Source organism: Bacillus chungangensis (assembly GCF_030812995.1).
GTDB lineage: Bacteria > Bacillota > Bacilli > Bacillales > Bacillaceae_C > Bacillus_CF > Bacillus_CF chungangensis.
Genome location: NZ_JAUSTT010000002.1, coordinates 187,508 through 207,012, shown reverse-complemented (window position 1 = coordinate 207,012; position 19,505 = coordinate 187,508). Strand labels below are relative to the sequence as shown.

18 protein-coding genes are annotated in these 19,505 nt (G+C 36.7%); 14 read left to right on the top strand and 4 right to left on the bottom strand.

The window, feature by feature from the left end; genetic code table 11:
- Window positions 1-17 precede the first annotated feature (17 nt).
- The 5 genes from pdhA (at window position 18) to J2S08_RS02865 (ending at window position 6,265) form a co-directional block, all read left to right on the top strand.
- A complete protein-coding gene (gene pdhA / locus J2S08_RS02885) occupies window positions 18-1,082 on the top strand; it encodes a pyruvate dehydrogenase (acetyl-transferring) E1 component subunit alpha (protein WP_307226485.1) in 1,065 nt (354 codons plus the stop codon).
- Window positions 1,079-2,062 carry an alpha-ketoacid dehydrogenase subunit beta gene (locus tag J2S08_RS02880; protein ID WP_307226483.1) on the top strand — a complete coding sequence of 328 codons (984 nt, stop codon included), beginning with the start codon at window positions 1,079-1,081 and terminating at the stop codon, window positions 2,060-2,062. The genes pdhA and J2S08_RS02880 overlap by 4 nt, the downstream gene beginning before the upstream one ends.
- A 34-nt stretch (window positions 2,063-2,096) precedes the next feature.
- On the top strand, window positions 2,097-3,248 hold the full coding sequence (locus tag J2S08_RS02875; RefSeq protein ID WP_307226481.1) for a dihydrolipoamide acetyltransferase family protein: 1,152 nt from the start codon (window positions 2,097-2,099) through the stop codon (window positions 3,246-3,248).
- 1 nt (window position 3,249) lies between these two features.
- Window positions 3,250-4,644, top strand: coding sequence for a dihydrolipoyl dehydrogenase family protein (locus tag J2S08_RS02870; RefSeq protein ID WP_307226479.1), 1,395 nt, complete (start codon window positions 3,250-3,252; stop codon window positions 4,642-4,644).
- Between the two features lie 424 nt (window positions 4,645-5,068).
- Complete coding sequence (locus J2S08_RS02865) at window positions 5,069-6,265, top strand: hypothetical protein (protein ID WP_307226477.1); 1,197 nt, start codon at window positions 5,069-5,071, stop codon at window positions 6,263-6,265.
- Between the two features lie 496 nt (window positions 6,266-6,761).
- Here the strand turns inward: J2S08_RS02865 and J2S08_RS02860 are convergent, their stop codons facing one another.
- Together J2S08_RS02860 and J2S08_RS02855 are read right to left on the bottom strand one after the other, a co-directional pair.
- The gene (locus J2S08_RS02860; protein ID WP_307226475.1) at window positions 6,762-6,986 is read right to left on the bottom strand and encodes a YesK family protein; all 225 of its coding nucleotides are present in this window, start codon (window positions 6,984-6,986) and stop codon (window positions 6,762-6,764) included.
- 372 nt (window positions 6,987-7,358) lie between these two features.
- On the bottom strand, window positions 7,359-8,438 hold the full coding sequence (locus J2S08_RS02855) for a Rap family tetratricopeptide repeat protein (RefSeq protein ID WP_307226473.1): 1,080 nt from the start codon (window positions 8,436-8,438) through the stop codon (window positions 7,359-7,361).
- A gap of 886 nt (window positions 8,439-9,324) precedes the next feature.
- On the opposite strand from J2S08_RS02855, the gene J2S08_RS02850 reads away from it, so the two are divergent.
- The 5 genes from J2S08_RS02850 to J2S08_RS02830 all read left to right on the top strand — a co-directional run bounded on the left by J2S08_RS02850 (window position 9,325) and on the right by J2S08_RS02830 (window position 14,530).
- Complete coding sequence (locus J2S08_RS02850; protein ID WP_307226471.1) at window positions 9,325-10,104, top strand: ABC transporter ATP-binding protein; 780 nt, start codon at window positions 9,325-9,327, stop codon at window positions 10,102-10,104.
- Window positions 10,094-12,259 (top strand): ABC transporter permease, encoded by a 2,166-nt coding sequence (locus J2S08_RS02845; protein ID WP_307226469.1) that lies wholly within the window; start codon window positions 10,094-10,096, stop codon window positions 12,257-12,259. Before J2S08_RS02850 ends, J2S08_RS02845 begins: the two co-directional genes overlap by 11 nt.
- A gap of 36 nt (window positions 12,260-12,295) precedes the next feature.
- Window positions 12,296-12,973 carry a response regulator transcription factor gene (locus J2S08_RS02840; protein ID WP_307226467.1) on the top strand — a complete coding sequence of 226 codons (678 nt, stop codon included), beginning with the start codon at window positions 12,296-12,298 and terminating at the stop codon, window positions 12,971-12,973.
- On the top strand, window positions 12,970-14,007 hold the full coding sequence (locus J2S08_RS02835) for a sensor histidine kinase (protein WP_307226465.1): 1,038 nt from the start codon (window positions 12,970-12,972) through the stop codon (window positions 14,005-14,007). The genes J2S08_RS02840 and J2S08_RS02835 overlap by 4 nt, the downstream gene beginning before the upstream one ends.
- An 88-nt stretch (window positions 14,008-14,095) precedes the next feature.
- Window positions 14,096-14,530, top strand: coding sequence for a hypothetical protein (locus tag J2S08_RS02830; RefSeq protein WP_307226463.1), 435 nt, complete (start codon window positions 14,096-14,098; stop codon window positions 14,528-14,530).
- A 247-nt stretch (window positions 14,531-14,777) separates the two neighbouring features.
- Here the strand turns inward: J2S08_RS02830 and J2S08_RS02825 are convergent, their stop codons facing one another.
- On the bottom strand, window positions 14,778-15,350 hold the full coding sequence (locus J2S08_RS02825; protein ID WP_307226461.1) for an SCO family protein: 573 nt from the start codon (window positions 15,348-15,350) through the stop codon (window positions 14,778-14,780).
- 185 nt (window positions 15,351-15,535) lie between these two features.
- Between J2S08_RS02825 and J2S08_RS02820 the strand changes: the two genes are divergently transcribed.
- Genes J2S08_RS02820 through J2S08_RS02810 form a run of 3 tightly spaced genes read left to right on the top strand, consistent with a single transcriptional unit; the run spans window position 15,536 to window position 18,579 of the window.
- Window positions 15,536-16,495 (top strand): YncE family protein, encoded by a 960-nt coding sequence (locus J2S08_RS02820; protein WP_307226459.1) that lies wholly within the window; start codon window positions 15,536-15,538, stop codon window positions 16,493-16,495.
- A gap of 9 nt (window positions 16,496-16,504) precedes the next feature.
- Window positions 16,505-17,182 (top strand): response regulator transcription factor, encoded by a 678-nt coding sequence (locus tag J2S08_RS02815; RefSeq protein WP_307226457.1) that lies wholly within the window; start codon window positions 16,505-16,507, stop codon window positions 17,180-17,182.
- Between the two features lie 2 nt (window positions 17,183-17,184).
- Window positions 17,185-18,579, top strand: coding sequence for a sensor histidine kinase (locus J2S08_RS02810; protein WP_307226455.1), 1,395 nt, complete (start codon window positions 17,185-17,187; stop codon window positions 18,577-18,579).
- A gap of 160 nt (window positions 18,580-18,739) precedes the next feature.
- On the opposite strand, the gene yhfH is transcribed toward J2S08_RS02810, so the two are convergent.
- Window positions 18,740-18,868, bottom strand: coding sequence for a protein YhfH (gene yhfH / locus J2S08_RS02805; RefSeq protein ID WP_307226453.1), 129 nt, complete (start codon window positions 18,866-18,868; stop codon window positions 18,740-18,742).
- A 380-nt stretch (window positions 18,869-19,248) separates the two neighbouring features.
- Here yhfH and J2S08_RS02800 point away from each other — a divergent pair, with 380 nt between their 5' ends.
- Complete coding sequence (locus J2S08_RS02800) at window positions 19,249-19,425, top strand: hypothetical protein (RefSeq protein ID WP_307226451.1); 177 nt, start codon at window positions 19,249-19,251, stop codon at window positions 19,423-19,425.
- Window positions 19,426-19,505 lie beyond the last annotated feature (80 nt).

Genomic DNA, 19,505 nt, shown 5'->3' with positions numbered 1-19,505 from the left:
ACTGAAGGAGGAGTTTAATGACAGCGTTTACAAAAGTTTGTTATTTAGATGAGCAAGGATATAGAACGAGCTCTTTTACAGAATCTATTCCAACTTCACTTGTGAAAAAAATGTATGAAAACATGTTGTTAGTAAGACATTTTGATCGCAAGGCAATTAGCCTGCAAAGACAAGGCAGACTTGGTACTTATGTCCCTTTTGAAGGGCAAGAGGCAGCGCAAGTAGGGAGTGCGATGGCATTAAATGAACAAGATTGGTTATTTCCAACCTATCGTGATCATGCTGCCAGCATCACCTTTGGCCATTCGCTTGCAACCATGCTGTTATATTGGAATGGGAGAGTAGAAGGATGTATTTCGCCCCCACATAGAAAGATTTTCCCTCCAGCTGTTCCAATTGCGACACAGCTGCCGCATGCCACAGGAGCAGCAATGGCTGAAATGTATAAACAGACAAACAATGCAGTTATTGTCTACTTTGGCGATGGTGCTACTTCAGAGGGTGATTTTCATGAAGGTTTGAACATTGCTAGTGTATTTAAAGCACCAGTAGTCTTTTTTAATCAAAATAATCATTATGCTATATCAGTGCCAATTGAAAAGCAAATGAATTCGAGAACAATTGCGCAAAAAGCAGTTGCATATGATATTCCTGGGATTAAAATTGACGGAAATGATATTTTTGCCAGCTATTTTATTACGATAGAAGCGCTGGAAAGGGCAAGATTAGGGGAAGGACCAACACTAATTGAAGCGGACACATGGAGATATGGCGCACATACAACGGCAGACGACCCGAGCAAATATCGAGATCAGGCAGAAAGTGAACGAAAACGCCAAACAGCTGATCCTATTTTACGTCTAGAAAGATTAATGAAAAATGAAGGGATCTGGGACGAGGGGTGGGCTAGTACTGTGACTGAAAAAGTAATCTTAAAAATAGAACGTGCGGTTGAAGAAATGGAGGCGTTTCCAAAAGCGGATCCAAATGATATGTTTCATCATGTTTTTGCTAAACCAACATGGACGATTCAACAGCAGCAAGATGATTATCATGCATATATAAGAGGTGTGAAAGAATGAAGTCAGAAAAACGAACACTCGTCCAAGCTGTAAATGATGGATTGCGAACAATGATGAAGGAAGATGAACGTGTAATCGTCATGGGGGAGGATGTTGGTATAAATGGCGGCGTCTTTCGAGCGACGGAAGGTCTATTAGCGGAATTCGGAGAAAAACGGGTCATCGATACTCCTTTAAGTGAAGCAGGGATAGTTGGAACGGCAATTGGGATGGCGGTAAATGGACTGCTTCCAATAGTAGAAATGCAATTTCTTGGATTTATTTATCCTGCATATGAACAAATCATGACACATGCGACAAGATTACGAATGCGGACAATGGGAACGCACCATGTCCCGATCGTCATTCGTGCTCCTTACGGTGCTGGTGTTCGTGCCCCAGAAATCCATTCAGATAGTGTAGAGGCATTATTTACTCATATGCCTGGGATCAAGGTTGTATGTCCTTCAACGCCTTATGAAGCGAAAGGGCTACTTATTGCGAGTGTGAATGATCCCGATCCCGTCTTATTTTTAGAACCGATGAGCTGCTATCGAACGATGAAAGAGGACGTACCAAGTGAGTCATATACGATCGAAATTGGAACAGCAAATAAAGTATTAGATGGAGATAATGCAACGATCTTCGCTTGGGGAGCGATGATGCCAATTGCAATCAAAGCAGCTCATGCAGCACAAGAAAAGGGACTAAGTTGTGATGTGTTAGATTTGCGAACACTATATCCATTAGACCGAGATGCCATTAGCCAATCCGTTCAAAAAACGGGAAGGGCAGTTATTGTGCACGAAGCACCTTTAACAAGTGGATTAGGCAGTGAAATCATTGCATTGATTCAAGACAGCTCGTTCCTATATTTAAAAGCTCCGATTGCAAGAGTAGCCGGCTTCGATTGTCCAGTTCCTTTTTTTGCATTAGAACAGCATTACTTGCCGACCGTAGATCGGGTCGTTCAAGCAATTGAGAAGGTAGTCAATTTTTAAATGAAGTTGAAAGAGAAAGGTAGGCGGCACTAATATGTTAGAAGTAAAACTTCATGATATTGGAGAAGGTCTGACAGAGGGAGAGATAATAGGTTATTTCGTACAAGTTGGCGACCATGTAACAAGCGACCAGCCGCTCGTCGAAGTTCAAACAGATAAAATGACAGCAGAAATACCGTCGCCAGCTTCTGGAACAGTAACAGAAATATTGTTTGAAGAAGGAGATCAAGTTACTGTCGGGACAACTTTGTTAAAGATTGATGCCGGAAAAGAAAACACGAAAACAAAAAAAACAAAGCAAAGCGCAAAGAAAGCATGGAACACAGTAAAAAACAAAGAAAAAATCATCCTTGCTGCACCATATACGAGAAAAATAGCTCGCGAAAATGACATTGATTTAGCGCTTATCGATGGAACTGGACCTGGCGGCCGCATTACAGATGAAGATGTCTATCGGTTTATGAATCAAGCAGAAACGGAGCCTGCTGCAAAAACGTTGCCATTAGAAATCCCTTTTAAAGGGCGAAGAAAGCAAATTGCCGCCAACATGGTAAAATCTTTTTATACAATCCCGCATGTGACTCATTTTGATGAAGTGGATGCCACCCATTTACTGAGCGATCAAAGCATCTTAAAAAAGCAAGGCAAGCCTCTCTCACTTACAGCTTTTTTTATTAAAGCGACACAGCTTACTCTACAAGAATATCCTATATTCAATGCAATATTAGATGAAGAAAACGACATCATTCGACTTCAAGCGCATTATCATATTGGAATTGCTGTTGATGCAAAAGAAGGGCTTATTGTCCCTGTTATCCATCATGTTGAACAAAAATCAATGATGGATATTCATCAGGAAATGAAATCATTAATCGAAAAAGCCCAGACTAATACGCTTTCAAGGGCTGAAATAACTGGAAGTACGTTTACAATCAGCAATGCAGGGCCGCTCGGAGGCATGGCGGCTACCCCAATTATCCACTATCCACAAACAGGAATATTAGCCTTTCATCAAACAAAAAAACGGCCTGTCGTGATGGATGATCAAATTGTTATTCGATCGATGATGAACATATCTATGTCGTTTGATCATCGTACAGTGGACGGAGCGACTGCAATTCAATTTACAAATAGATTAAAAGAGCGATTGGAGCAGCCAGCCCAAATGCTTGTGGAGTTGAGTTAAGATGGTTGTCGGTGAAATAGTGCAACAGAAAGAGGTTGTTGTCATTGGCGGCGGGCCTGCAGGCTATACCGCTGCCGTTCGAGCAGCGCAATTAGGCAAAGATGTTTTACTGATTGAACAGAGAAAGTTAGGTGGCGTATGCTTGCATGATGGCTGCATTCCTTCGAAAACCCTTATTCATGCAGCAAATGTAGCTGAGTCATTCACACATATGAAAAAGGTGGGATTTCAACTTCAAGGTTTACTTTTTGATGTAAATACGTTTCAAACATATCAACAACAATTGATAGAGAGGCTTTACAAAGGTGTCACAGCTTTATGCCAAAAAAATCAAATTGAAGTGGTGAATGGGACAGCAGCTTTTTTAACGGATGAGCGTGTGAGTGTCGAAAAAGGGCATCAATACGATGTGATCCATTTTGACCATGCGATTATTGCAACGGGTGCAGCAATATTTGAACAAGATGAAAAATTAAAGACACAACTTCATCCGTACGAACTATTTCAATTGAAAAAAATTCCTGAAAAGCTCCTTCTCATTGGCTGCGATGACATGATTATTGAAGCTGCATTTGCTTATCGCAAGCTTGGCGCTGCTGTTTCTATCATTATGGAGCAAGATTCATTTTCATTCGATCACTCGATTACGAAAATATTAAAACGGCAGTTAAAAAAAGCGAAGATCAACGTATATACAAAAGCCAGTAGTATTCAACTTTCAGAAGAAAGCGATACAGTCTATTGCCGCTTTTTAAAGCAGAATGGCGAGGAAGCCACGCTTACCGCGACGCATTTTTACAAACAAGCAAAATGGCTTGGGAATACGAAGCATCTCGGATTGACACGGGCAAATGTATTAACAGACGAGAATGGCTTTATTAAGACAGATGAGCAGTGTCGGACACAAAATAAGCATATTTTTGCTGTTGGTGATGTGACAGGCGAGCCGCTATTGGCAGCAAAAGGGATAAAAGCAGGTAAGATCGCAGCTGAAGTCATTGCTGGACATAAAGCTGCTGTTGATTCTCCTTGGATTCCAAAGGTCGTATACAGTGATCCGCCAATCGCGACTGTTGGGATGAGTGAGCAGGAAGCGAAAGCAGCTGGTTATGCGATAAAAGTAGGCGAAAACAGCATGCAAGAGAACGGATTCGCCCAAATAACAGAAAAGAGAGCAGGAATCGTCAAAACGATTTTTGACAAGGAAACAGAGCGGCTCCTCGGTATGCACATGATTGGAGAAGGAGCAGCAGAATTAATCTCAACAGCGATTGTCGCTGGAGAAATGGTTGCAAGAATAGAAGATTTACAATATCCGCTTTATCCGCATCCAAGCTATCATGAAGCATTATTAACGGCAGTAGAGCAGAGTGATAGCTGCGGAAAAGATGTCTAAGTAATTTTTATTGCTTAGACTTTTTTTTCGTTTAAAAGGAATCTATAAAGTGAAACTTCCATCAGTGGGGATTATCTCTTATCTCCTACTGATGGGAAGTAGAACAAAGGCTAAGGACGCAACGTCCTCGAAAAAGAAAACCGCTTTTTCTTCGTGCAATGTTGATTCAAGAAGCTTTCCTTCCGATCGGCCCGAACCAATCGGACATTTGACCCCCACCTAGACTTCTTGATTACTCTAATTCTTGGGGGTCTTACTGCCAGTTAGATGTGGGGTAAGTTGCCTATGTTTCTAAATGAAAGATTTTCAGGATGATAAAGGAACAAAATGAAATATTGATAGATTTTACCTTATGTTTCATGTTATGATAGGTATATATATCTAAATCTTTAGATAAAAATCAAAAAAATGAGGAGGATGGAACATGAAAACGTTTAGCAGAAAAAAGGCAGCAATTCTATTTCTTATCTGTTTTGTGTTAATGACTTTTCCTTCTTTGCAAATTCAAGTCAAGGCAGCAGAATCCCCAATCATGGAAAAAACAGATGAGGAAGCTGTATTTGTTGAAGCAAAAAACATCGAGACTCTTCATGACAAAGATGTAGACATCATTGGAGAAACGATGATTGTTCCATTGCATGAAGGAGAAACGCTCAAGATAGGTGATATTATGACGCTTCCCCCTTCTGAAGAGCATCCATTTGGCTTAGCTAGAAAAGTGGAAGCAATCCATTCTGATGAATATTATTATTATGTAGAAACATCAGAGCCGCTATTCGAAGAGCTTGTATCAGATTTAACTGTTTCTGAAACAATCCCTTTACAGGAAGAATATGTCGAAACAGCATCACTGCCTAAAGGAGTAACAGTTGCGAATTATTATCACAGCGATGAGAAGCAATCTTTCATAGATGGGCTCGAGTATACGCTAGACAATGTATCCATTAATATTGGTGGACAAGAGGTGCTTGTGAATGGCTTTATTCGACTGGCAGAAGCAAATGTTGATGTAGATTATGAGTTCTCTCGCTTCACATTTCAAAAATTTTCCATGGTTTTTAACAGTAAAGTGCAAAGTGAGTTACAAATAAAAACACCGAATGGAATCAAAATAGACGAAGATCAATTTGAAAAAGAAATTATTTTAGGCGAGTTAAATATTCCAATTCCATACTTGCCTTCTGTAGGAGTATCGTTTAAGGCAAGCAGTATTTTAGAAGGATCACTGCAAGGAGATATCGAGACAGCTTTTTCAAATGAAGTGATCGCAAATATAGGCATTGTCAAAGATGAAAATGGCTTTCGTCCAGTGAACAACCTTGAGAACAATACGAACTTCACTATTGATGGAAAAGGCTCAACACATATCCAAGCAGGATTAAAAACCGACATCTCTTCCTATTTATTTTCTGTTGATTTTGCTACTTTAACTAGCAAACTAGGAATATATGGAGAGGCAGAAGCTTTTGCAGAGATGCCGTTGAATGCATGTGCAAGTGGAGAATATGGTCTCTTTACCAACGCACACTTTAAGCTTTCTATTGGGAGACAATCATTATTTGATTCAACATTTTTAGATTATCGGCTACCGTTAGGATCACTGCAGACATGTTCGATTTAATGTTAATTGGCGAATCATCACAAACCTTTTAGGTGGTGTGATGATTCGCCTTTTATTTTTTTGGTGTTTTAATTTGTAATTTGGGAATGAATGTTCCTATAAATGCTCCAGCTACAATCGATATAGTAAAAAAATAATAACTCATCATTGCCCAACCATCTTTTTCTAAAAAGAAAGATAGGACTAACGATGCTTGCACAAACTGTTAATAGGATAGGAGGCCATAAATAGGTAGCCCTGTGAGGATACTTTTTTGACAAATAGCGAGAAAAAAAATAAAAAATAATAATCGCTATTATCATAGCAATAAAAAAAACATAAAGCCCATTCATAAAATCATCCCCTTATAAAAATAATAAAAAAATGTTTAAAACGTTTACTTAGAGTAATATGTATTAAATATTTTTTTATATTCCTAAAGAAAAGTTTTGTATGTGAACATACATGACTAAAGCATTGATATAATAAAATACTTTTTGTTAATATTCGAAAAATTTTAAACGGTTTTTAATTTGACTAAAACTAAGATAACTAAATATGCTATTAACATTCCAAAGCTCAATACTCCAATTCCCATTCCTGTCCATCTTCCAATAAAAAGAGCAATTAAGAATACAGCACCTATAGAAATTAACATTGCTCTTAGTGCATTTTTTTTATTCTTTCTTAGCCCAAAAATCAAAAAATAAATAAGTACGTTTAATAAAAAACCCTTACTCATCAACTTATTCTCCATAATTACACCCTTTTTTTGAAAATATTGGTTGGCTAAATGTTATCACAATAACTATGTGTAAACAATGTATTTTATAACTAAAATATTGTTTTCGATAAAAATGGTTTATTTTAATTAAACCAATATCACTTTAAATTATGTACCAATTTATAAAAAAGGTACATATATGGAAAAAATAATAATATGCCCCTTTTTTACACGGATCTCGGTCGTATTCCAATAACAAGGTCCCTACCATAAGAAAATGACTTCGTTTACCGAAGTCATTTTCTTATAGGTTAATTAAAAAGTTTCCCATGATACATACATAGATAGTATACGGTTTCACATCAAAGTTTGAAAAAGAATCAACCTCTTTTATATCTCCAAATACAAAGGTTCCCACTTTAAAATTTGTCTAGCATCATAACAAATACGAAAAAATTTGCTCGATTTTTTGTTATTATTCATGGCAAAAAATTGATTAGCTAGCTCCTCTGCATAATCTTTTACATACTTCCACAAATTCTCTCTCTTGAAATATTGAAGTGCTTTATCTATAACTTCCTCCAATTGTTCAATTGGAGATTGATCCACCATCCTCTTTAAAATTGTGAAATGGTGCATATATTCTGTATCACACACTTTTAATCCTTTTTGAATGTAAGCTTGTGCATCTTTTATATTCCCCAATTTAAAATGCTCTCTTGCCAATAAAAACATTGTTTTATAATCTTTTTCTTTATCTTCATAACCATCAAAAAGGTATTTAATTGCTAATTCAGAATCACCTTTGTTTGAATATAACAAGCCCAAATTATAATACATTTTATTGATTGATGACTTTTCATTTTTTTCTATTAGAAGGTTTAACGCGGATGAAAGGTAGTTTTCTGCGAGGTCAAATTGTGATAATGCTACGTACGACATTCCGATTGCAGTTTGAGAAGCGGCTAGTTTAAATTCATAACCATGGTTTTTAGAGAAATAACTTTTAGTATTTATTGCATGGCCAATGGCACGACAATAGTCACCAATATAATAATAAAATACCGTAGCTCTATGGTTAAACTCTGCTTTTTCTGCTTCGTCTTGAATATAATCCAATAATTTCTCAGCGTACTTGTAATGTTTCTTTGCATTGCTATAATTTCTAATTTCAGTAGCGTAGATGAATTTGAAAAAATGATAATAATATTGTAAAAATTTATCCGTATCCTCTGAAATAACTAAATCTTCGTTTAAATAATGGTTATAATCTCCAATTAACATCTTGTACCGAAAATCTAACAAAGAATAGTAAATGAGTATTTCTTGATCCGGTTCAATATTATTTATCTTTTTATCAATTTCCTCCTTCAACTTTCTTGCTTTAACGACATGATGATGACGCATTTCGACATACCAATCGTTAAGGAGCTTTGTAATGTCTTCTTTTGTTATAACCCCTACATTCAAAGTGTACCACCCTTTCCTTAAGTATATTTCAAATTTTTGTTACAATTATGTCGAATTTTCCATTCAATGTAATTATAGCAAATTATACTTTAACATTAATAGGAAGAAAGATTCAAATGTTTTTTACTGAAATTCATGTGAAGTGATATTTGATTCTACTAAAAAAATAGTTATTTAATTTTTTTAGGTATTTGGATTATCGTGTGGAAATATCGTTTTAGTTGAGTGTGTTTTTTATTACCATGATTCGGATAATGATGTGGAAATACATCTGGATCTAGTAGTGATTAATTAAAAATGGGATCGGAATGAGTAAACTTGACAATAAATAATTAATAAAGTTTTTTTAAATTCTGTTGACCGTAACTTTTTCTATATAGTCCATCTGTTCACACAAAATGAATTTCCTATTTCTGCATCTTGTCATTTAATTTTAAAATAGACTGCGCAGTTTTCCCACTTCCGCTGAAAAAGTCTAAAATTATATCATTATTTGAAACGGTGCCGACGAACAAGGCTTTACATTAGATGAACAAGCAGATAGATCCACGGAGGATTTTGATTTTGTGCAGGATGAATTAATTAAGCCATGAATATACTGCAGTTCCTAGAGTGAAACGAATCAGCGTGGGTCAGCTAAGCAACGTTTGGACAAGGATGAAAATACAAAGAGATACTATGGATCAAAATCTTTCAATTCAACATCATTCATTTTACCTTACCTTACCTTACCTTACCTTACCTTACCTTACCTTACCTTACCTTACCTTACCTTACCTTACCTTACCTCATTTGTAAGTGTTTCTAGTGTTTTATACTGGTTATAATGTGTATAGCTCAATTCAATTATAATCGGAAAATGATAATAAAAAAGGAGCGTTATACAGTGGTCAGACAAGGGAAATTATTAGAAGTCCAAGACTTACAAAAAAACTACGGTAAGAATAACAATATAACAAAAGCTTTACAGGGGATTAGTTTTGACGTTTTTTCAGGAGAATTTTTAGGTATAATGGGTCCAAGTGGCTCTGGTAAAACTACATTATTGAACTGTATTGCAACAATAATAAAACCAACATTTGGGCGTGTACTTTTAAATGGCAAAAACATCAGTGCTTTTGACAGTAAAGATTTAGCTGAGTATCGCGGTAGTCGAATTGGCTATTTGTTTCAAGACTTTGAATTACTGGATAATCTAACTGGACAAGAAAATATACTATTACCATTATCTATTCATGGGGTGGATTTTGCAAAAGCACGAGCTAAATTAGATGAGCTAGCAGGTTTTTTTGAAATTGCAGATATCCTTCATAAATTCCCATCTCAGATGTCTGGGGGACAAAAGCAAAGGGTAGCTGCTGCACGTTGTTTGATTTCTGATCCAGATATCGTTCTTGCAGATGAACCGACAGGAGCATTGGACACACGTTCTGCAAGAACATTAATGAATAAGTTGGAAGGTATTAATAGAAGTAGTGGAAGAACGATTTTAATGGTCAGCCACGATCCTAATGCAGCAAGTTTTTGCTCAAGAATCCTTTTTATTCAAGATGGTGTCATATTTCATGAACTGCGCCGCAAACATGATGAGTCACAAGAGAAATTTTATGAAAGAATTTTGCAGTTACTAGCTCAGCTTGGGGGAGGAAGTGCAAATGTTCTCTAGGCTGATTTATCGTAATGCGAAACGAAGTCGTAAGGAGAATTTAATCTACTTTGCAACACTTGTAACAGCAATAGCGTCGTTTTATATCATTCTTTCACTTGGTAGACAAGATGTTATTTTATTCTTAAAGGAGTTTGAAAGTGATGCGATCGATAAACTTTTAGCTCAAATGCCAATTGTATACTTATTTGCGTTATTTTTATTGTTTTTCTTGATTTTATTTGCTAATCGGTATCAATTAAATCGGAGAAGCAAAGAGTTTGGGCTTTATCTTATGTTAGGAATGCGTAAACAACGCCTTGTTCTTCAACTTTTAGCTGAGGGGGTTCATACTTCTATTTTGGCACTTATTGGAGGCATTTTAATAGGCGGATTTTTAGCAGAAATCATCAGCTTAACGGTTTCTAAATTAGTCGGACAGGGAATTATCGGTCATCAAATAAGCTTGTCGGTAGGAGCGATTTTCTTTACCATCATTGGTTTTTTATTCATCCAGTTGATAGCACTCGTCATTCTTGGTAGAAGATTATTTAATCAAGAGGTACATCAATTACTTTATGAACAAATGGATAAAAAACAAGATATGGGTCATTTTAAAGGCAACGTACTCCATCTATTAGTAGGTGCTGTCTTACTAGGTGTTGCATATTGGATTGTTTTATATCGTTTTGCAGATTTTGCAGGAAAACTTCTGTTTGTGGCATTGGCTCTCGGTTGTTTAGGAACGATCCTTTTTATGAAGGGATTTGGAAAATTACTAGGATTATTGGCAAGCTTGTCCGAGCGCAAATCTACTAAAGGGCTGCACACATTTACATTAAGGCAATTTCAAGAGAACATATCTAATAAATCTACTTCTGTTGCTGTAACATCGATTCTAATCACGTTGTCTATCATTTTGATAGCAAATGGTGCTTCAACGATTATAAGTTTTGAAAGTGTTTATACTAGGAGTTCCTCGGTATATGATTTTACAGTTAATGGGGATGATCAAAAGGTTGAGCAATTTCTTACTTCAGAAAAAATGGTACCATATATAGAGGACTTAAATCTAATGGAAATTGGAAGAATGAAGTATCAGGATGAAAGTGGGGAAGACGACTTTCCTTTATCGTTGGTAGACTGGTCTAAATTAAGAGAGCAAATTATTATGGCTCTGCCAAGCAACTATAAAGAGCAAGTTTTATCTGGAGAAATGCAGGGTTACAGTATCAGTTCGGAAAACCCTGAAGCAGTTAATCTTTTTGGGACTCTAGAGATAGATGCAACAAAACCTTACCTCATTCCTGAATCATCTTATAATGGACTTTTAGAAGCGATAGGAGAAAAACCGCTCAACCTAGATTCAGATGAAATTGCTTTATACTTCAATCCAGATTTTATGCCTATGGATAATCTAGACAGCATGCCTGTACTAGATAATATTCTTGAGGAGGCTGCAAAAAAAGGGCAAAGTTTGATGAGCATTAATGATCAGGAAGTATTGATACGCCCATCAATTCCAATGAGAGGATTAGTAGCAGATCGTTCAGTAGAAATTACTTCAGCATTTATAGTCCCTGATCATATGTTTGAACAATTATTAAATATGCCAACCTATGCGTCATATTGGAATTTTCGCATCCCACAAAAGCTGCAAGACGAGCAAGGTTTAATGAAACCAATGATGGAGGCTAGAGATTTATTAACGTCTTCAGGCTTCAAGTTTGAAAGTTATTTACAAAACTTTGGGCGCAAACTTTTCTACGTTGTTGCTGGAAGTTATACGACACTATATATGGGATTCTTATTCTTGATTATTGCCTGTACGGTATTGGCTTTACAATTTTTGACGCAGATGAAGCAGACAGGTGGGCGCTATGTAACGCTTTCCATGTTGGGGGCAAAACGTCTTCAAATGAAAAAATCGATGCATAGACAGGTGTTGTGGACCTTTCTGTTACCTATATCTCTTGCATGCGTGAGTGGAGCTGTTGGTATAAGGTCTATGATCTCATTTGTTATGATTCATATCGAAGACCAAGTGTTGCTGTATCCTATTGCCTTCGCCTTTGCATGTATTGTTATCGTGATTTTGGTCATTTATGGAGTAGCCGTTGCCCGTTCAGCCGATCATGAGATAGATAAATTGCGTTGGAAGCCAAATATAGATTAAGGAGCCGTTACATTTTACAGCGAAGGAGGTGCTGAAGTGGCGAGGATTACAATTGTTGAAGATGATCCATTGATGAGAGAAGAGTTAATGGATATATTGCAAAAAGAAGGGTTTGAAGTGATAGCAATTGCAGACTTCCATGATATCGTTGCTCAAATAGCCACTTTGGCACCAGACTTAGTATTGTTAGACATCAATTTACCGGAACAATCAGGATTTGAAATATGCAAAAGTCTAAAATCAAAAGGGATTGGTCCAATATTGATTCTTACATCTAGAGATAAGTTACAAGATGAATTACATGGTCTTCATTTAGGTGCAGATGATTATCTCACAAAACCATGTAATCGAGATCGATTATTAGCGCGCATTCAGAACCTGCTAAGAAGATTTGAAGGACAACCAGACTTGATAGATGGCGGCAGTTTTTTGCTAGACCCAAATACCTTTACTTTGTATAAGGGATCTCAGTCGTTATTGTTATCAGCTAATGAAGGAAGAATTTTATTGGCTTTAGTACAGCATAGACCTGAGATTGTATCCAAGTCAACACTGAGAGAACTTTTATGGGGAACAGACCAATATATAGACGAAAATGCACTTCAAGTCAATCTCACTCGCTTACGAAAAACACTGCGACAATTAAACTTGGAAAATCAAATTGAAACAGTAAGGGGTCAGGGTTATCGACTTAGGGGGCAAGTGAAATCATGAGATGGATAAAGCAAATCTATAATTGTTTTTATGCTTACAAACAATGGTTTCTTATTTTAATTACTACAGATCTTCTATTTAGCTTTTTAGCTTGGTTGGCTTATCCAGAAACCTTTAAGGTACTAGTAGGGCTCATGATTGTTTTTACTCTAGCAATGATATCGATGTCTGTATTCATTATCTTTAGAAAGCAAAAAATAATAGAAGCTGCCTTTCAAGATTTTTTATTAGAAGCAAATGAGACGAACGAAGAAAGATTATGCCGGGTATCTCCTAAGACACATTGGTCGTTTATCCATAGAATGGGAGGCGTCATAAGATCATATCAGGCGGAACTTAATGAGCAAGTCATTGAGCTTACCGATTATGAAAACTATATAGAAGGATGGGTTCACGAAATTAAAAAGCCTCTGTCATTGATGACATTGGTATTAGATAACCGCAGTGACGAAATGTCTCCCCCTGTTAGACAGCGTATGCTTCATATTAGAGATCAAATGCTTGGAGACGTAGAGCATATTTTGTATTATGCAAGACTTGGGGCTGCTCATAAAGATTATATTTTTGAGTCTATAAACTTACTAGCATTTTGTAAACAGATAATTGAAGACCATCGCACACTACTAGATGAATCCAGTTTTCAAATACAGTTCATAGGTAAAGAGATGGAAATTTATTCTGATCGCAAAGGATTAGCTTTTATATTAGAACAAATAATCGCTAATAGTACGAAACACGTTGCACAGAATCAGGATAGTCCAATTTTGAAATTTGAAACGGTTTATGACAAAGTGAGTGATCAAACCATTTTAACTATTAGTGATAATGGACCCGGTGTATCTGAAGAAGATTTACCATTTATTTTTGATAAGGGCTTTACTGGAAGGAGAGGTACTTATACAAGACAAGCAACAGGTATGGGACTCTTCTTGGTGAGCAAGATGGCTTATGATTTAGCCATTCAGCTGGATGCAAAATCAGAGCTTGGTTCAGGGCTGACCTTATCACTAATATTTCCGGATGTGAAACAATAAGCTATCAACCACACATTAATAAGTTAATGCTTAGATAATGAGGCGATAGAAAAGCACCACCAATACAAAAAAATGGGAGGTGTAAAAGTTGGAAAAAAGATATATAGTTTTTCTCAAATTGTGTTTAGGTTGGTTGATTATACTAATGACTTACCTATTGACATATTCCGTACCGTTCTTGATTGGTTGGAATGTAAAGCATGTTTTGGGTATTTTATTGATAGCTTTCCCCTATACAGCTGGGGCATTGTATTATTCAGTCTTCTTTAAAGGGAACAGTAAAACTTTTTATGCGTTAGGTTTTTTGGCTCCCTGTATCATAGAGAAAATTCTGATATATTTGCTAAGTGCATTTATTTATGATATTAATCCTTTGTATATTGCAAGTGTTATGCAAAAAATTGATGAAGGATCGCTTTATGATGTCTCATTTTTTAGTTGGGGTTATGTGTTTGGAGGGTTGCTAATTTCTATCATTATGACGATATTTCTAGTTAGATCACAAAAGAGTATGACTGATTAAACTTCGTTCGATGTGATGTTAAACCCAGAGCTTTTATTGCAAGTGTTAGAGGATAGTATATTATACTTTAGATAAACTATACTAGCGATGATTGTAGCCCACTTATTGAACGGTTCCACATTTTTGTAGTAGGCGGGTTTGCAGGCGGCCTTATAACTTATTTATCTTCAAACTAATGTTTGTTATTTTGATATTTACACTGTAAATATCAAAAACTGTCAATGATAAATCATTGACAGCAGTTAAATTATCGCAATCTCTTTACTTCCTTCATAATGTGTGAAAATTGAACATCTTCTACTCCGCCAAAATCTTTGACGATTTCTCCTTCTTTATTAATGACATAAAAGGCAGATCCATGAATAACTTGGTCATCATTTTCGGGCTTAAATGCAGGAGCTTTGAAATTTTTTTCAGCGAATTCAGCAATTTCTTCCATTGAATAGCCAGTTAAAAATTGCCAATTATCTAAATCAGCTTCAAATGTTTCCGCGTATTCCTTCAATACTTCAGGTGTATCGACTTCTGGATCGACGGTGAAGGAAACAATATGAACATCATCATAGCCTTTTTCTTTCATTTGTTTTTGTATTTCTGTCATATTCATCGTCATCGGTGGACAGACAGTCGTACAGTTTGTAAAAATAAAATCAGCAATCCAAACCTTTCCTTTCATATCTTCTAAGCCAAATTCTTTCCCATCTTGATTAATGAAGGTAAAATCTTTAATAGGCCGTCCGCTCTTATCGTTAGAGCAAGCACTTACAAAAAGCAATAAAACAGTAAAAATAATTAAGAAAGAAGGACGAAATAATTTCATTGACTAACCCCCTACACGAAATGTAATCTATCTTCTCATTATAGACGAAATGGGAAAAAAATCTGCCTTTCTATACGCATTTCTTTAAACAGACAAAAAGATTTCATTAAAACATCACAAAGGCAACCGATGTTGATGATAAGGTATGTGAAAAGCAGTAAATTTATTGAAGGTGGCTAACGTAATTGAGAGTAGTAAAATATTTGCTATTATTAAGCGTCTTCTTGTTATTAAGCAGCTGTGGCCAGCCATTGCAGCAGGCCATTTGGGAAAAGCAACATTTTGTGGCAACGTTGAACTTGCGTGACAAATCATTGACTTTTTTAAATGAAACTGGCGACACTATCGCAAAATGGGAGCTGAAACAGCAATACACTGGAGGATTTTTGCTTCCAAATCGTGATACATTGGTTTTGTATGGAACAGAAGAGGAAACAGTTGATCTCTATTCCTTAAAAACGGGGAGTATAGAAAAACGCTTGAAAACGGGAAAAGGCATGACGAATGGTTTGTATCTTCCATCCAAATCTCAGTTTGTTTTTACAGATAAAGAAAAGAACGAAGTACGGTTTTTCGATCGAAACGGAAAAGAAGTTAAAAGTATTGCAACCGGTACATATCCAATGACAATGAAATTGATGAATGACCAATTAGTTATCGCATGCTATCAAGATACAATCTTACAAATGATTGATATCGAAAACTATGAAGTTACGAAAGAAATGCACATTCACTCTGATTCTGCGGGAATGCTTGTGAGAGAAGAGGCGGGTGAATTATGGGTTGGCGGACATGGAAGCGGAAAGGAACCGAGAACGGCTGTCGCCATTTATTCGTTAGCTGATGGAACATTAAAGGAAGAAATCGAGGCGCCGTTAATGCCTGTTAATTTCCATGAAGATCACGACGGCATCTATGTTTTGAGTCATGGCACTAATAGTTTATACCATTTCAATCATGACAAAAAGAAAATAAATCATATTCATGTAGGGGCGAACCCATTTGCAATGGAATCATTTGCAGGAAAACTGATTGTCGCTGGCTACGATAGCGACGAAGTATATTGGATTCATCCACAAACCCTTGAGATAGAAAAAAAAGTAAAGGTCGGAACAGGACCATTTGTAATCATCAAAAGAGAGTAGGTGAAGAAGATGGCAACCATTTTAATTGTTGATGATGAGGCCGATATGCGACAGCTGATCTCGATGTATTTACAAAATTCTGGTTTCACTACTATTGAAGGCGAAAACGGAGACGAAGCCTTCCACCATTTAAACTCGAAAAATATTGATCTCATATTATTGGATATTATGCTTCCAGGTAAAGACGGATTTACAATTTGTGAAGAAATAAGAAGAGAAAGTGCGGTTCCAGTCATTTTTTTAACAGCAAAAGGAGAAGAATGGGACATGGTAAAGGGATTGCAAATAGGTGGGGATGATTATATTGTCAAACCATTTTCACCTGGAGCATTAGTAGCACGCATCGAAGCAGTGCTCCGCCGCATCTCTGGAAAGAATCAAAAGCAAGGCGTTGTCCAGCACGGTATGATAGAAATGGATGCCATTTCCAGAAATATGAGCGTTGCTGGAAAGGCAGTTCATTTAACTTTTAAAGAGTTTGAAATGCTTCGTCTGATGATGGAGCATCATGGTACAGCTTTTTCAAGAGAAAGTTTGTTAGATAAAGTCTGGGGATTGGATTATCATGGAGGAACGAGAACGGTTGATACACACATCAAAACGATTCGTATGAAACTTGGGAAGGAAGCGAGCAATTATATCCAAACGATTTGGGGATATGGGTATAAGTTTGAGGTGCCAAAATGAACATGAGCTTATCAAAAAAGCTATCCCTTTTTCTTTTCGTCGCTTTTATTGCTGCGATTTTGTATACGTATCTTTTTTCTAACGTTCTGTATGAAAGACTTTATGTGAAAAGCATTGAAGAAGAAATGTTGGAGACTGGGAAAAGCCTTTCAGTAGATTATACTGGAGGGCCTGTTTCTAATGCTTTTGTCGATCAGATCGCTTGGTATAATGAGCGTTCAAAATTTGAAATATTTGCTGTTAGAAATCCTCGGGAACTGAGTATGTGCATTCCTTTTGAATTAGATTATGATGCCCTGATCGGCAGCGAAGATCGAGAAAAACTGCTTGAGGGAGAAGTTATTTATAAAAAGGGATATGAAGAGCGGTTTGACCGCGATGTTATCTCTGTTGTTGTGCCGCTGCTCCATGAAAAAAGGTTAGAAGGCATTATTTATTTATATTTTCCACTTGCTAAATTAGCTGATCTTACCTTTAAGTATACGATGTATTGGCTCTTAGGGACTGGTATTTTTTTAATTCTTGCTCTATCGATCGGAACGAAATGGCTGCAGCATATGGTTGCACCGTTATATGATATGAAATCAGCTGCGGAGCAATTATCTGATGGGAATTTATCCATTAGGGTTAATACCGTTCAAGATGATGAAATTGGCCAATTAGGTAAGACATTCAATGAAATGGCCGAATCGATTCAAAAGGAAGATGAACAGCGCAAAGAATTTTTAGCTAACGTATCTCATGAGCTGCGCACCCCTTTAAGCTACATAAAGGGATATACAGAGGCGATTCAGATGGGCATGATTACAGAAGAGGAAACAGGAAAGTACCATCAAATTATTTTAAGAGAGTCAAAACGGATGGAGCGCCTTGTCGATGACTTATTAGACTTGGCAAAGCTCGATGCCAACGAGTTTTCATTAACGAAAATGCCTCTGCCTTTAGCGCAGACAATCGAGGAAACCATTGCCCAAATTCAACCGCGCTTAAAAGATAAAAACATTCGGCTGCTGACAGCACTAGATTATGATGTCATTGTGGAAGCAGACGAAGGCCGGCTTGATCAATTATTTATGAACATCTTAGATAATGCTATTCGATATACACCTGTTGATGGCAAAATCCAAGTAACATTAGAAAATAATAGAAACGGATTTTGTTTCATTTGTATTGAAGACAATGGCCCAGGTATCCCAAAAGCAGATTTAAAGCATATTACTGAACGCTTTTATCGAGTTGATAAAGCGCGAACGCGAAAGGAAGGCGGCACAGGCTTAGGCCTATCAATTGTTGAACGTTTAACAAAGTTGCATGGAGGCATGTTAAAGGTTGATAGTGAATATGGGAAGGGCACTAAAATAACGATTTACTTGCCGCTTCTACAGGAAAATGACTAATCAAAAACGATACGAAGAAAAAAAGGAAACACCACCTTCATCCCCATTGAAAGTGGTGTTTTTATTTTATTATCGATATGAAACATAGGTTAATCAAGTTCTGTAAGCTTAGCATTTATTTTAAGTCCACTTATCTCATTTCTTTTTTGTACCGACTATTTTAGCGAATGTCTAAACAATTTTCACACTTCATTCCATAGCATTCATGTTGTTCGTCAATTTCTTCTCCGCATTCTGCACAATGCTTTGCTGGCAAGTTTCTAAAAAATTCAACAACACTTTTTAACATGGATTTTACACTCCTTATCGCTTAATTTGTTATATAACTAATTAGATGTTAAATACATTGTATTATAACAGAAGGTTTTTCGTCAATAAATAAATGAAAAATAATCCTACATCACTAGAAGTAAATTCCACCTCAATGAATATCAAATGTCCCGATTGGTTCAAGCGTATGATAAGAAAAAGCAGCCGTCTGCTTTTAGGAAGTTGCAATCTTCTCCTTATCGATTTGAATAAGAAAAAAACTCCCATTGATAGCAGTTTCATTTTATAATAAAGAAGTGATATTCATTCTCATTTATCTCACATCTAACTGGCAGTAAGATCCCCACCTCGAGAGTAAGAGGAATCAGAAGCGCTAGGTGGGGGACAACTGAAAGTCAAATGTCCGATTGGTTCGGGCCGACAGGACAAGGAAAGCTTCTTGAATCAACATCGCACGAAGAAAAAGTGCTTTTCTTTTTCGAGGATGTCGGTCACAAAGGCGTTGCAACAGGACGTTGCGATCTTAGCCTTTGTTCTACTTCTTATCAGTGGGGGATGAGAAAAAAACCCCACTGATGGAAGTTTCACTTTATTGCAGGGAATTTCAACTGCTGTATTCGATTTTGCCGATTTTATGAGAGGCGTAGAGAAAGAAA